The sequence below is a fragment of the Streptomyces sp. NPDC096136 genome (assembly GCF_044763325.1).
In the GTDB taxonomy this organism is placed as follows: Bacteria; Actinomycetota; Actinomycetes; order Streptomycetales; family Streptomycetaceae; genus Streptomyces.
In genome coordinates, this window is the sequence record NZ_JBIWFZ010000004.1 from 378,734 (window position 1) to 392,430 (window position 13,697).

At 70.5% G+C, this 13,697-nt stretch carries 13 protein-coding genes and 1 tRNA gene; 8 read left to right on the forward strand and 6 right to left on the reverse strand.

Annotated elements, in window-relative coordinates; all coding sequences use genetic code 11:
• Positions 1–160: 160 nt before the first annotated feature.
• Positions 161–1,534 carry a pyridoxal phosphate-dependent decarboxylase family protein gene (locus ACIRBY_RS10945; protein ID WP_403899606.1) on the forward strand — a complete coding sequence of 458 codons (1,374 nt, stop codon included), beginning with the start codon at positions 161–163 and terminating at the stop codon, positions 1,532–1,534.
• Positions 1,531–2,940, forward strand: a complete 1,410-nt coding sequence (locus ACIRBY_RS10950) for a lysine N(6)-hydroxylase/L-ornithine N(5)-oxygenase family protein (protein WP_403899125.1) — start codon at positions 1,531–1,533, stop codon at positions 2,938–2,940. The genes ACIRBY_RS10945 and ACIRBY_RS10950 overlap by 4 nt, the downstream gene beginning before the upstream one ends.
• 70 nt (positions 2,941–3,010) lie before the next feature.
• Here the strand turns inward: ACIRBY_RS10950 and ACIRBY_RS10955 are convergent, their stop codons facing one another.
• Positions 3,011–4,816: a bifunctional metallophosphatase/5'-nucleotidase gene (locus ACIRBY_RS10955; RefSeq protein ID WP_403899127.1), complete on the reverse strand. Its 1,806-nt coding sequence runs from the start codon at positions 4,814–4,816 to the stop codon at positions 3,011–3,013.
• A 153-nt stretch (positions 4,817–4,969) separates the two neighbouring features.
• Between ACIRBY_RS10955 and ACIRBY_RS10960 the strand changes: the two genes are divergently transcribed.
• Together ACIRBY_RS10960 and pyk are read left to right on the forward strand one after the other, a co-directional pair.
• Positions 4,970–5,692, forward strand: a complete 723-nt coding sequence (locus tag ACIRBY_RS10960; RefSeq protein WP_403899130.1) for an SIMPL domain-containing protein — start codon at positions 4,970–4,972, stop codon at positions 5,690–5,692.
• A 157-nt stretch (positions 5,693–5,849) separates the two neighbouring features.
• Positions 5,850–7,277 (forward strand): pyruvate kinase, encoded by a 1,428-nt coding sequence (gene pyk, locus ACIRBY_RS10965; protein ID WP_403899133.1) that lies wholly within the window; start codon positions 5,850–5,852, stop codon positions 7,275–7,277.
• Between the two features lie 66 nt (positions 7,278–7,343).
• Here pyk and ACIRBY_RS10970 read toward each other — a convergent pair whose 3' ends face one another.
• The 3 genes from ACIRBY_RS10970 to ACIRBY_RS10980 all read right to left on the reverse strand — a co-directional run bounded on the left by ACIRBY_RS10970 (position 7,344) and on the right by ACIRBY_RS10980 (position 9,547).
• Positions 7,344–8,468, reverse strand: a complete 1,125-nt coding sequence (locus ACIRBY_RS10970) for a serine hydrolase domain-containing protein (protein WP_403899136.1) — start codon at positions 8,466–8,468, stop codon at positions 7,344–7,346.
• A 117-nt stretch (positions 8,469–8,585) separates the two neighbouring features.
• Positions 8,586–8,837: an EF-hand domain-containing protein gene (locus tag ACIRBY_RS10975; protein WP_403899138.1), complete on the reverse strand. Its 252-nt coding sequence runs from the start codon at positions 8,835–8,837 to the stop codon at positions 8,586–8,588.
• Positions 8,838–8,872: 35 nt separating this feature from the next.
• Positions 8,873–9,547, reverse strand: a complete 675-nt coding sequence (locus tag ACIRBY_RS10980) for a MerR family transcriptional regulator (RefSeq protein ID WP_403899141.1) — start codon at positions 9,545–9,547, stop codon at positions 8,873–8,875.
• Positions 9,548–9,664: 117 nt separating this feature from the next.
• Here ACIRBY_RS10980 and ACIRBY_RS10985 point away from each other — a divergent pair, with 117 nt between their 5' ends.
• The 3 genes from ACIRBY_RS10985 (at position 9,665) to ACIRBY_RS10995 (ending at position 11,941) form a co-directional block, all read left to right on the forward strand.
• A complete protein-coding gene (locus tag ACIRBY_RS10985) occupies positions 9,665–10,096 on the forward strand; it encodes an Rrf2 family transcriptional regulator (RefSeq protein WP_403899144.1) in 432 nt (143 codons plus the stop codon).
• A gap of 122 nt (positions 10,097–10,218) precedes the next feature.
• Positions 10,219–11,412: an MFS transporter gene (locus tag ACIRBY_RS10990; protein WP_403899147.1), complete on the forward strand. Its 1,194-nt coding sequence runs from the start codon at positions 10,219–10,221 to the stop codon at positions 11,410–11,412.
• 43 nt (positions 11,413–11,455) lie between these two features.
• Complete coding sequence (locus ACIRBY_RS10995; RefSeq protein WP_403899150.1) at positions 11,456–11,941, forward strand: GNAT family N-acetyltransferase; 486 nt, start codon at positions 11,456–11,458, stop codon at positions 11,939–11,941.
• 6 nt (positions 11,942–11,947) lie between these two features.
• Here ACIRBY_RS10995 and ACIRBY_RS11000 read toward each other — a convergent pair whose 3' ends face one another.
• Both ACIRBY_RS11000 and ACIRBY_RS11005 read right to left on the reverse strand, forming a co-directional pair.
• Complete coding sequence (locus ACIRBY_RS11000; RefSeq protein ID WP_403899152.1) at positions 11,948–12,727, reverse strand: helix-turn-helix domain-containing protein; 780 nt, start codon at positions 12,725–12,727, stop codon at positions 11,948–11,950.
• Between the two features lie 85 nt (positions 12,728–12,812).
• Positions 12,813–12,895, reverse strand: a tRNA-Leu gene (locus ACIRBY_RS11005).
• 92 nt (positions 12,896–12,987) lie between these two features.
• On the opposite strand from ACIRBY_RS11005, the gene ACIRBY_RS11010 reads away from it, so the two are divergent.
• Entirely contained in the window at positions 12,988–13,641 is a 654-nt protein-coding gene (locus ACIRBY_RS11010; protein WP_042815515.1) for an ANTAR domain-containing response regulator, read from the forward strand.
• Positions 13,642–13,697: the final 56 nt, after the last annotated feature.

The window sequence follows — 13,697 nt, forward strand, 5'->3', positions numbered from 1 at the left end:
GGTCGGACGGCCGAAAACCGACCCCCGCCGGATCCCGGTGGTTACCCCATTCGGGTCTGATCGTTGTACCGGCCGGGTGTCCCGCCCGGCCTCGGCCACCGAGCCCCCCGGCCCGCGCACCCCACCCGCCCAGCCCCGGAGGCCCTCCATGACAGCGCCCCTGCCCCCACCCCCGCTCGCCGGCGGACAGGGCGGCGCCGACGCGCTGCGGCCCCTCCTCGACACCGTCGTGCACGCCCTGCGCACCGGAGCCGCCGCACGCGGCGGCCCCCTCCCCGCCGGCGGCCCCCGCGCCGCCTCCGCCCGCGTCCGCGCCGCACTCGGCGAGGTCCTCCCCGCCCACGGCACCGGCGACCACGAAGCACTCACCACCCTCGTCCACACCCTCACCGCGGGCGCCGCCGACCCCGCCGACCCCCTGTGCGCCGCCCACCTCCACTGCCCCCCGCTCGCCGTCGCCGCGGCCGCCGACCTCGCCGTCAGCGCGCTCAACCCCAGCCTCGACTCCTGGGACCAGGCCCCCGCCGCCTCCGCCATCGAAGAACTCCTCACCACCGCCCTCGCCGCCGAGCTCTACGACACCCCCCGCCCCGACGCCCTCCTCACCACCGGCGGCACCGAAGCCAACCAGCTCGCCCTCCTCCTCGCCCGCGAACGCCACGGCCCCCGCCTCACCGTCGTCCACGGAGCCAACGCCCACCACTCCGTCCCCCGCTCCGCCTGGCTCCTCGGCCTGCCCCCCACCCTCACCCTCCCCACCCCCGCCGGCACCCTGGACCCCGCCACCCTCGACGCCGCCCTCACCCGCACCCCCGGCCCCGTCCTCGTCACCGCCACCGCCGGAACCACCGACGCCGGACTCATCGACCCCCTCCCCGCCCTCGCCGACGTCTGCGACCACCACGGCGCCGACCTCCACATCGACGCCGCCTACGGCGGAACCCTCACCTTCAGCCCCCGCCACCGCCCCCGCCTCGCCGGCCTCGACCGCGCCCGCTCCCTCACCCTCGACCTGCACAAACTCGGCTGGCAACCCGTCGCCGCAGGACTCCTCGCCGTCCCCGACACCCGCCTGCTGGCCCCCCTCGCCCACCAGGCCGACTACCTCAACGCCACCGACGACACCGAAGCCGGCCTCCCCGACCTCCTCGGCCGCTCCCTGCGCACCACCCGCCGCCCCGACGCCGTCAAGATCGCCGCCACCCTCCGCTCACTCGGCCGCGACGGCCTCGCCCACCTCATCGACCGCACCTGCGCCACCGCCCACCGGCTCGCCGACCTCCTCGACGCACACCCCGGCTTCGAACTCCACGCCCGCCCCACCATCACCACCGTCCTCTTCCGCCCCACCTCCGCGGACGACGACCAGCTCGCCACCCTGCGCCGCACCCTCCTCCACGACGGCACCGCCGTCCTCGGCCGCGCCACCGCCGACGGCCGCCTCTGGCTCAAGGCCACCCTCCTCAACCCCCACACCACGGCCGAGGACCTGGACACCCTCATCGCCCACCTGGAAGGCAGGACCCACCGATGACCGCCCCTCACGATGCACCCCACGACCTCGTCGGAATCGGCATCGGCCCCTTCAACCTCTCCCTCGCCGCCCTCAGCCACGGCCTCCCCCAACAGGGCGCCGACCGCCTCGCCACCGCCTTCTACGACCAGCGCCGCGACTTCCGCTGGCACCCCGGGCTCCTCATCGACGGCGCCACCCTCCAGGTCCCCTTCCTCGCCGACCTGGTCACCCTCGCCGACCCCGCCAGCCCCTGGACCTTCCTCAACTACCTCAAGCACAAGGAACGGCTCTTCCCCTTCTACTTCGCCGAGCACTTCCACATCCAGCGCGCCGAATACGACGCCTACTGCCGCTGGGTCGCCGGCCGCCTGCCCGGACTCCACTTCGGCCACCAGGTCGACGCCGTCCGCTGGAACCCCGAACACGACCTCTTCGAAGTCGACTACACCCAGCTCGACGCCGACGGAGAAGCCGAAGCCCTCGGCCGCACCCACACCCGCAACCTCGCCCTCGGCATCGGCACCGCCCCCTACGTCCCCGAACCCCTGCGCCCCCTCGCCGAGGCCCCCACCGTCCCCGTCATCCACTCCGCCGACTACCTCGACCACCGCGCCCGCATCCTCGCCGCCGAACACGTCACCGTCATCGGCTCGGGCCAGTCCGGAGCCGAGGTCTTCCTCGACCTCCTGCGCGCCCGCCCCGTCGGCCGCGAACGCCTCAGCTGGCTCGCCCGCACCCCCTCCTTCGCCCCCATGGAGTACTCCAAGCTCGGCCTCGAACACTTCACCCCCGACTACGCCCGCTACTTCCACTCCCTCCCCGAACCCGTCCGCGACCGCCTCGTCCCCGCCCAATGGCAGCTCCACAAGGGCATCGACGCCGCCACCATCGCCGCCATCCACGAAGAGCTCTACCGCCGCACCCTCCACGGCGGCTGGCCCGACACCGTCCTCACCCCCGGAGTCACCGTCCGCACCGCCGGACGCGTCGCCACCACCAAGGTCGAACTCCACCTGGAACACACCCAGCAGGGCACCCGCTCCCGCCTCACCACCGACGCCGTCGTCCTCGCCACCGGCTACCGGGAACGCCCCCTGACCAGCCTCTTCGCCGGCCTCGACCCCTACATGCGCACGGACTCCTCCGGCCGCCCCCGCATCGACGACCGCTACCGCATGGTCCTCGACCCCTCCGTCACCGGAACCGTCTTCGTCCAGAACGGCGAACGCCACACCCACGGCGTCGGAACCCCCGACCTCGGCCTCGCCGCCTGGCGCAGCGCCGCCATCCTCAACACCCTCACCGGCAAGGAGCCCTACCCCCAACCCGACCGCACCGCCTTCACCACCTTCGGCCTCGAACAGCGCGAACACACCCGCCCGCGCCCGGCCGTCGACCTCCTCCCGCTCGTCGACCACCCCTGAACGCACCCGGGGCCGGGCCCCGCCACACGGCGGAACCCGGCCCCGTACGCAACGGTCGGTGCTCCCGGTACTAGAAGACCGGCACCCCGGCCCGCGTCAGCTTCCAGTCCACCGAAGCGAACTGCGCCGGGTCGATCGTCCCCTTCGCCTTCACCCACTGGATGATCGTCGTGCGGATCTCCTCCGAGTTCGACCACAGCTGCTTCGCCTGCGGCACGTGCGGGAAGTTGCCGCCGCCCGACGCCCGGTAGTTGTTCACCGCCAGCACGAACTGCGCCGCCGGGTCCACCGGCTTGCCCCGGAACGACAGCCCCGAGATCCGCGAACCCTTCGGCTGCGCGACGTCGATGTCGTACGACAGTCCGTACACCGCGTCGTAGTTGTAGTCCGGCGTCGCCTCCGCGTTCGTCAGCTTCGCCGGGTCCACCACATCGCCCGGCGCCGTCTGGACGTAGTACTTCGCCGAGTACTCCAGGTAGTCCTTCAGCTGCGCACCCGTGAGCAGACGCGCCTCCAGGGTGTTCTCGAACGGGTACAGACCCGCCGCGTCCTTGATCGTCACCTGCCCGGCCGGGATCGACGCCGTCCGCGAGAAGCACGAGGCCTGCGACAGCACCGGCAGCGCCGCCCACTCCGTACCCGCCAGGGCCCCCTTGACCGTCTCCGCCTGCACGTGGCTGATCAGGTCGATGATCGGGACGTCCTTCACCGGGCCGTCCGCCGAGGACATCGCCAGCTTCGAGGTGCCGATCACCTGGTTGACGTACGCCACCACCTTGCGGTGCTCGTCCGACAGCAGGTTCGTGATCTTCGGGTCCTCGGCGGCCGTGTTCGAGTTCAGCACCTTCGCCGACACCTTCGACACCGACCAGCGGCCCCGGTCCCACGCCAGCTCGAAGTCGAACAGCGTCAGGCGCTGACCCCACTTCAGCGGCTCCGACAGGACCACGTCCTTGCCGGTCGCCTTGTTCTTCACCCGGTACTCCGGGATCTCCGTGTGCGCGTGGCCCACCAGGATCGCGTCGATCCCCGGCACCTGCTCGGCCACCAGGCCGGCCGCGTTCTCGACGTACGGCAGCTGGTCACCGTAGGAGGACGTGCCGCTCGACCCCGAGTGCGCCGACACGATCACCACGTCCGCACCCATGGACCGCAGCCGCGGCACGTACTTCGCCGCCTGCTCCTCCAGACCCGGGAACGTCATCTTCCCCTGCACGTTCGCCTTGTCCCAGATCGCGATGCCCGGGTTCGTCAGCCCCAGCACCGCCACCTTCACGTCCCGCCCGTGCGGGGTCCGCAGCCGGTGCATGCTGTACGGGGCGAACGCCGGCTTCAGCGTCTTCGCGTCCAGCGCGTTCGCACCCAGCAGCGGGAAGTGGCACTGCTCCTCGAACTTGCGCAGCACCGGGATGCCGTAGTTGAACTCGTGGTTGCCGATGGCCGCCGCGTCGTACCCGATCGCGTTCATCGCCTGGGCCATCGGGTGCACCGGACCCCGGCGCGCGGTGATCGGATCCACCTTCGCGTAGTAGTACGCCAGCTGCGTGCCCTGGATGGTGTCACCGGCGTCGATCAGGAGGGTGTTGCACCGCCCCTTCTCCGCCCGCACCTGGTTCACCAGGGTCGAGATCTTCGCCAGGCCGATGTCGTTGTGCGCCTTGTCGTCGAACTCCTTGTCGGTGAAGTAGTCCCAGTTGAAGACGTTCCCGTGCAGGTCGGTCGTCCCCATCACGGTGAACGAGTACGTCCGCTGCTTCGCCGACGGCGCGGCGGCACCCGGCGCGGCGGCCGCCGGCGTGGCCGAAGCCCCCGCCAGCGCCACGGCGGCACCCGTCGCGGCCGAAGCCCCCATGAACGTCCTACGGTCGAACCCCATGCCATCTCCCCTAGTCAGGCGTGTGTCAGTACAGCGTCAAAACGCGGCGACAACGCGCGTAGATTCTGACTGATGGGTAACAAGGCGCAACACCCCACCCGGGTTTCGATCGGATGACCAGACCCGAACGGACGACGGTGCGACAGTGAAACCATGACCCAGGACGCCACGCACCCCGCCCCGGCCGCCCACCACCCCTACGGCACCCCCGAAGCCCCCCGCGTCTCCGTCCGCGGCGAAGCCCGCCTCGAAGTCGACCCCGAGATCGCCCGCATCGGCATCACCGTCACCGCCCGCGGCACCGACCGCCGCACCGCCCTCGACGACCTCACCCGCCGCAACAACACCGTCCTCGACCTCGTCAAGAGCTACGGCGACCCCGTCGAGAAGCTGGAGACCGGCGCCTTCTCCATCACCCCCGAACTCACCCGCCACGGCCGCGGCGAACGCGTCCGCGCCTACCACGGAACCGTCCACCTCACCGTCGAACTGAGCGACTTCACCACCCTGGGCGAACTCACCACCCGGCTCGCCGACCTCGAACTCACCCGCGTCGACGGCCCCTGGTGGGCCCTGCGCCCCACCTCGCCCGCCCACGGCGAAGCCCGCCGCCAGGCCGTCCTCGAAGCCGTCCAGCGCGCCCGCGAGTACGCCCGCGCCCTCGGCGCCGACCTCGCCGCCCTCGTCGAACTCGCCGACCTCGGAGCCGAGGACGCCGTCCCCCTCGCCATGGCCGCCCCCGCCGGCGCCTACCGCTCCATGGCCTTCGCCGGGGGCGAGGACGCGCCCGCCCCGCCCCTCGACCTCGAACCCCAGCGACAGACCGTCCTCGCCCAGGTCAACGCCCGCTTCACCATGACCCCGCCCCGGCTCTGAAACCCCGTGCAGGACACCGAAACGGTGACCCCGTGGAGGTGCTCATCAGAGCACCTCCACGCACATTCAACAAATGTCAACAACCTTTTGCCCAACGGTTGTTGAGCAGACATGCCCACCACATTTCCTACCCCTCGGTAGGGCATACGCTCCCCCCATGCGCCGAGCGAAAATCGTATGTACCCTGGGCCCCGCCACCGACTCGTACGACCAGATCAAAGCCCTGGTCGAAGCCGGAATGGACATCGCCCGCCTCAACCTCAGCCACGGCACCTACGCCGAACACGAGGAGCGCTACCAGCGCGTACGCAAGGCCGCCGACGAAACCGGCCGCAGCGTCGGCGTCCTCGCCGACCTTCAAGGCCCGAAGATCCGCCTCGGCCGCTTCCACGAAGGCCCCGTACTCCTTGAACGCGGGGACGAATTCACCATCACCGTCGAAGACCGCGAAGGCGACCGCCACACCTGCGGCACCACCTACAAGGGCCTCGCCGCCGACGTCACCACCGGCGAACGCATCCTCGTCGACGACGGCCGCGTCACCCTCGAAGTCACCGCCGTCGACGGCCCCCGCGTCCACACCCGCGTCATCGAAGGCGGCATGGTCTCCGACCACAAGGGACTCAACCTCCCCGGCGTCGCCGTCTCCGTCCCCGCCCTCTCCGACAAGGACATCGAAGACCTCCGCTGGGCCCTGCGCACCGGCGCCGACGTCATCGCCCTCTCCTTCGTCCGCACCGGCCGCGACATCGAGGACGTCCACCGCATCATGGACGAGGAAGGCGGACGCCTCCCCGTCATCGCGAAGATCGAAAAGCCCCAGGCCGTCGAGAACATCGACGACATCGTCGCCGCCTTCGACGGCATCATGGTGGCCCGCGGCGACCTCGGCGTCGAAATGCCCCTGGAACAGGTCCCCATCGTCCAGAAGCGGGCCATCAAACTCGCCAAGCGCAACGCCAAACCCGTCATCGTCGCCACCCAGATGCTCGACTCGATGATCGACAACTCCCGGCCCACCCGCGCCGAAGCCTCCGACGTCGCCAACGCCGTCATCGACGGCACCGACGCCGTCATGCTCTCCGGCGAAACCAGCGTCGGAAAGCACCCCGTCGAAACCGTCCGCACCATGGCCCGCATCGTCGAAGCCGCCGAAGAGGACATCCTCGCCAAGGGCCTCCCGCCCCTCACCGACCGCAACAAGCCCCGCACCCAGGGCGGTGCCGTCGCCCGCGCCGCCGCCGAAATGGGCGACTTCCTCGACGCCAAATACCTCGTCGCCTTCACCCAGAGCGGCGACACCGTCCGCCGCCTCTCCCGCTACCGCTCACCCATCCCCCTCCTCGCCTTCACCCCCGACCCCGCCACCCGTTCCCAGCTCAACCTCACCTGGGGCGTCGAAACCTTCCTCGGCCCCCACGTCGACTCCACCGACGCCATGGTCGCCCAGGTCGAAGAGGAACTCCTGCGCATCGGACGCTGCCGGCCCGGCGACATCGTCGTCATCACCGCCGGATCGCCCCCCGGCGTCAGCGGCAAGACCAACCTCGTCCGCATCCACCACATCGGCGACCCCGTCCACTGACGCGCGCACGAGAACACCGCCGGAGCCCCTTCCACACGGGCCCCGGCGGTGTTCCCGCACGTCACCTCAACGGCACAGGGCCTGGTCCACCAGCCCCTCCAACCGCTGCGTGACCCCGTAATCAGCCGGATCCGCCGTCACCGCGACACTCACCGCACGCCCGTCCGGCCCCACCCCGCCCCGGGTCTCGAACCCCGTGATGTCACCGCCGTGCCCCCAGTACACCCCACCGCACGACAACGGCCGCCGGATCAACCCCAGCCCGTACCCCACGTCCGACCCCTCGACCGGCACCGTCGTCTGCATCTCCCGCAACTGCTCCGGCCACAGCAGACGACCCTCCAGCAACGCCGAGAAGAACCGGTTCATATCCGAGTTCGTCGACACCATCTGACCCGCCGCCCACGCCGCCGACGGATCGATCTCCGTCACCTTCCGCCACGGCCCGCCCACCACATCCTGGTGGTACGCCTGCGGATGAGCCTCCCGGATCGTCAGATCACGCGGCGCCGGGACATACGTGTGCCGCAACCCCAACCGCCGCACCACCCGCCGGTCGATCTCCTCGGCCAGCGACCGCTTCGCCACCTTCTCCACGATCAGGCCGGCCAGCACGTAATTCGTATTGCTGTAGTGGAACGTCTTCCCGTCCGTGGACGTGGCCGGATGCCGGAACGCGATCTCCAGCACCTCCCGCGGCTCCATGTACCGCCCCTGCTCGATCGCCTCCCCGACCTCCGCCTCGTAGTCCGGGATCCCGCTCGTGTGCTGGAGCAGCTGCCGCACCGTGACGGACCGACCGTCGAAACCCTCCCCGCGCACCACGCCCGGCAGGTGCTCCTCCACCGTGTCGTCCAGCCCGAGCCGGCCCTCACCCACCAGCTGCAACAGCACCACGGCCGTGAACACCTTCGTGTTGCTGCCGATCCGCACCTGCCCGTCCCGCGGCACCGCCGCGCCCGTCGCACGATCACCCACCCCGGCGGTATACGTCCGCGTCCGGCCCTCCCCGTCCGTCACGGTCGCCAGCGCACCCGGCACCCCGCCCCCGCGCACCAGCCCGTCCAACCCCCGCTGCACCGCATCCGGCCGACCCGCCGCGAACGCCGCCGGCTGCGCGGCCACCCCCACCGCCAGAACCCCCACCGCCACCACGGCCGCCACACGCCGACGCCTCAACCGCTCACCCATGGGCCCACTCCCGGAACACAGAAGGAACGCCACCGATCGGTGGCACATCCACCTTTTCCCGGAAGGGGCCGCCCACGGGATCCCGCTACCCACCCGACCCAAGGTGGGGCAAACCCCCTACCAGCCGAACCGCCGGTCCACCTCCGCCTCGAACTCCTCGAACGACAGCACCTGGTCACCGTTCTTGTCCGCCGCGTCGAACAACGCCGACGACGCGTCCGCGTCCCCCACCCCCCAGAACGGCAAGACCCCCTGAGCGGCCAACGTCGGCCCCTTCGACCGCAACGCCGAGATCACCTCCAGCCGCGTCAGCTCACCGTCATGGTTCAGATCCAACGCATCGAACAGCTTCCGAGCCTTGTCGCTCACAGCACCATCCCTCCATCACCAACGGACACCCCAACCTAGGGGGTCTCCGGCACCAACACCGGCACCACCTCCCACCCGTTCACCACCCACACCAACCGCCAATACCGCTCCACCCGCGGATCCACCGGCCCCTCCACCCCCGGAGACCGCCGGAACACCTCCCCGAACCCCGCGTCCCCCATCAACCCCACCAACTCCACCCACGCCGCCACCTGCTCCGCCGACGGATCCTCCGGCAGATCCGGCGCCGACACCCGCACCATCGCCGCCACCGACCCGTCCGCCCCCTCCACCAACACCTCCACCAGCCGCCTGCGCTCCTGCGCCGACAACCGCGTCACCCCGTGCATCAACCGAACCTCCTCAGGACTGGACCCGCGCTCGGCCACCAGCCGCAACACCGCCCGACGCAACCGCAACACCCGGATCTGCACCTCCACCGCATCGGCGTGCACGGCGGCCACCTCGGCCACCGACAACTCCCGATCCAGCACCCGCCGCACGGCGGCCAGGTCCACACCCAGCTCGCGCAGCGTCCGCACCAGCTCCAGCCGCACCAACGCGCCGACGTCGTACAACCGGTACCCGGCACGACTACGACCGGCCGGCACGACGATCCCCTCGTCGGAGTAGAAGCGGATGGTCCGCACCGCCAGCCCCGACCTCCGGGCCAGCTCCCCGATCGAAAACCACTCCACCGCGCCGTCCACGCCCCCACCCTGAGGTCTCCACCCACTGGAGACTCAAGGCTAGGTCCGGAATCCGGACTGGACGGGCCCGCCAAGTTGTAACAGAATCAGTTGCAACAGCGGTGACGGGAGGGTCCGATGAGCGCGAACAGCCGCATGACCACGGCCACGCACACCCTCGCGTGGATGGCCCTGGTCTGCCCCCAACGCCCCGACGGCATCGTCACCTCCGACCAGATCGCCGACAGCGTCAACACCAACCCCGTCGTCATCCGCCGCACCCTCGGGCACCTCCGCGACGCCGGCCTCGTGGAATCCCGGCGCGGCGTCGGCGCGGGCTGGCGCCTGACCCGCCCACCGGAGGAGATGACCCTCAGGGACGTCCACCAGGCCGTCGAAACCGACCCCCTCCTCGCCCTCCACGCCGCCACCCCCAACCCGAAATGCCCCGTCGGCGCCGGCATCCCGCCCGTCCTCCGCGAGGCCTACGACCGCGCGGAGGAATCCATGCGGCGCGAACTCGCCACCGTCACCATCGCCGACGTACTGCGCGACACGCTCGCCCCCTGACCTCTGACCCCGGACTCCCCTCCCCGCAGGCCGGCCCCCACGGGTCGGCCCCTTTTTCGGGGCAATGTCGTAACCAAATCTGTTACATCACTCGCATCGAAGACCCAGGAGACCCCACCGCCGTGCACCGGCCCCTCCTCACCCTCGCCACCGCCATGTTCGCCATCGGCACCGACAGCTTCGTCATCGCCGGCATCCTCCCCGACGCGGCACACTCCCTCCACGTCCCCGAAACCACCGCCGGCTGGCTCCTCACCGCATACGCCCTCACCTACGCCCTGTCCGGCCCCGTCATGGCCGCCCTCACCACCCGATGGCCCCGCCGCACCCTCTTCCTCACCGGATTCACCCTCTTCACCACAGGCAACCTCCTCACCGCCCTCACCCCCACCTTCAGCACAGCCCTCGCCGCCCGCGCCCTCGCCGGACTCGGCGGCGCCATGATCACCCCCGCCGCCGTCGCCGCAGCCACCGCACTCGCACCCCCCGAACACCGCGGCCGCGCCATCGCCACCGTCATGACCGGCCTCAGCGCAGCCACCGCCCTCGGCGCACCCCTCGGCACCGCCCTCGCCGGCCTCACCGGCGACTGGCGCACCACCATGCTCTTCGTCACCGCACTCGGCCTCCTCGCCGCCGCAGGCACCACCCTCCTGCCCGCCCTCCCCACCCCACCCGCCATCCCCCTCCACACCCGCCTCGCCCCCCTCGCCGACCGCCGCATCGCCCTCATCCTCCTCACCACCGTCCTCGCCTACACCGGCCTCTACACCGTCTACTCCTTCATCGGCACCTCCCTCGACCGCGCCACCGGCGGCAACAGCACCACCCTCGCCGCCCTCCTCCTCATATGGGGCCTCGCCGCCACCGCCGGAACCCTCACCTCAGGCACCCTCGTCGACCGCTACGGCAACCGCCGCGTCATCAACACCGCCCTCACCCTCGCCGCCCTCGACTTCGCCCTCCTGCCCTGGACCAGCGCACACCTCCCCACCACCATCGCCGCCCTCACCCTCTGGGGCCTCTGCGGATGGGGACTCCTGACACCCCAGACCCACCGCCTGATCACCACCCTCCCCACCGCCGCACCCCTGCTCACCGGCCTCGCCTCCGCAGCCGTCTACACCGGCGTCTCCGCCGCACCCCTCATCGGCCAGGCCGCCATGGCACCCCTCGGAGCCCACTGGCTCGGCCCCGTCGGCGCCGCCCTCCTCACACTCGCTCTCGGCACAGCAGAAGCGGCCCACACCCTCATCCGCAGGCACCCGCCCCAGCACGCATCCGAGACACGCGCCCAGCCGTCCTTGACCAAGTGACCCTCCCTCCTCCCCACACGCCGGAAAGCGAGACCGCACCACAGTGATCACCACCGAACGCCTCCACCTCCGCCCGCTCACCGAGAACGACACCGACTGGTGGGTACACCTCCACGCCGACGAAGACGTCAGCCGCTTCGTCGGCAGCTACACCCCCGAACAGGCCGGGGCGCGCCTCCGCGGAATACAGCAGCAGTGGACCGAGCGCGGCCACGGCCTCTGCGCCGTCGAACTGCGCACCACCGGCGAGGCCATCGGCCGCTGCGGCCTGCACTGGTGGGAACGGTTCGACGAGACCGAGATCGGCTGGACCTTCACCCGCCCCCACTGGGGCCACGGCTACGCGACGGAAGCGGCCCGCGCGGTCCTGGAGTGGGGCTTCGGCCCCCTCGGCCTCGACCGCATCACCGCCATGATCCACCACGGCAACACCGCCTCGACCGCCGTAGCCCGCCGCCTGGGCTTCACCCCCCTGCGCGAGGACACGGTCCTCGACCGCCCCTGCACGGTGCACGCCCTGGACCGGTGAGGGGGGTCAGTACTTCGGGCCGACGTGGGCGTCCACGAGGGCGACGGATTCCTTCCGGGCGATGGAGACGTTGAAGGGGTCGCTCCCTCGCGCGAGGACCGTCCACTGGACGCCGACCTTGGCGAGGGTGTAGGTGCAGAGCCGCCGGATGTCGTCGGACTTGTTGGTGAAGAAGTACCGGGGGTACTCGTACCGCTTCCCGTTCCGCACGGTCCAGTTGGTGATCCGACACCCGTCGGAATGGATGAGCCCCCGGATGAACTCCCACGGGTGGGCGTCCACGACCTCCTGCTGCCAGGGTTCGAGGGCGATGGTCCGTTCGTGCTTCCTGCCTGGGCCGTGTTGAGGAAAGAGGCACGGGAGGTGCTTGAAGTAGACCTTGATGTTGTGTGCGCCGACGCTGCGCACCCGGCAGGTGGCGTTATGGGGGAAGACTGCCTGCAGAGCGGCTTCCGCCTCGTCCTGGATGCCGGGCCAAGCGTCGTCGAGAGTGATCATCAGGCTCGGCACCTTGTGTTTGGCGTAGTGGCTGATATGGCCGTCGCCCAGATAGAGACCTAGGACATACGAGTAGGCCGACGGGTCGAGCTCTCGCTGGTCGCATATGGGGCAGAGCAAGGAGGGGCGGATCGAGACGGGTTCATTGCGCTTCACGCGGTCCTTGTGCTTCCAGTAGCTGATCGTGCCGAGTGGCACGTCGAGCCGCTGGGCCACCTCGGTGTTCTTGGCGCCGCCGCGCAACAGGGTGAGGGCCATTTGGCGTACTTCGAGGCTGTGGAACTCCATGCGACAACCGTGCGTGCTCAAGAGTCGCCGTGAGTAGCAAAAAGCGAACGTTCACGCGAAGGTGAACGTCCGCTTTTCGGACATGTGCCGGGTGCGGGACTCGAACCCGCAAGCCCTCACGGGCAGATGTGTTTGAGACATCCGTGTATGCCATTCCACCAACCCGGCAGGGTCGCACGTCGGAGTGTACCGGGTGACCGTGCGGCGCCGCTGCTAGGTAGGCTCATCCAAGCAGCACAGCCCCGCAAAGAGGAGCCTCCGTGACCGCCGAGCACGAGTCGACGCCCACGCCCGACGCCGACCAGTCGCACGTTCCGCCGCTGACGACGCGCGTCGTCATCGCCGAGGACGAGGCGCTCATCCGTCTCGACCTCAAAGAGATGCTCGAAGAGGAGGGCTACTCCGTGGTCGGTGAGGCCGGCGACGGCCAGACGGCCATCGAGCTGGCCCGGGAGCACCGCCCCGACCTCGTCATCCTCGACGTGAAGATGCCGGTCCTCGACGGGATCTCCGCCGCCGAGAAGATCGCCGGGGAGTCCATCGCCCCGGTCCTCATGCTCACCGCGTTCTCGCAGCGCGAGCTCGTGGAGCGGGCGCGGGACGCGGGGGCCATGGCGTACCTCGTGAAGCCGTTCAGCAAGAGCGACGTGGTTCCGGCCATCGAGATGGCGGTGTCCCGGTTCGCGGAGCTGAAGGCGCTGGAGAAGGAGGTCGCGGACCTCTCCGCGCGTCTGGAGACCCGCAAGCTGGTCGACCGGGCCAAGAGCATCCTGCAGACCCAGTACGGGCTGACGGAGCCGGCCGCGTTCCGGTGGATCCAGAAGACCTCCATGGACCGCCGGATGTCCATGCAGCAGGTCGCCGAGGCGGTCATCGAGGACGCCGAGGAGAAGAAGCAGAACGCGGGCAAGTAGTCCCGCGGGAACGCGTGAGGCCCGCCTCCCCCCGAGGGGAGGCGGGCCTCACGGTT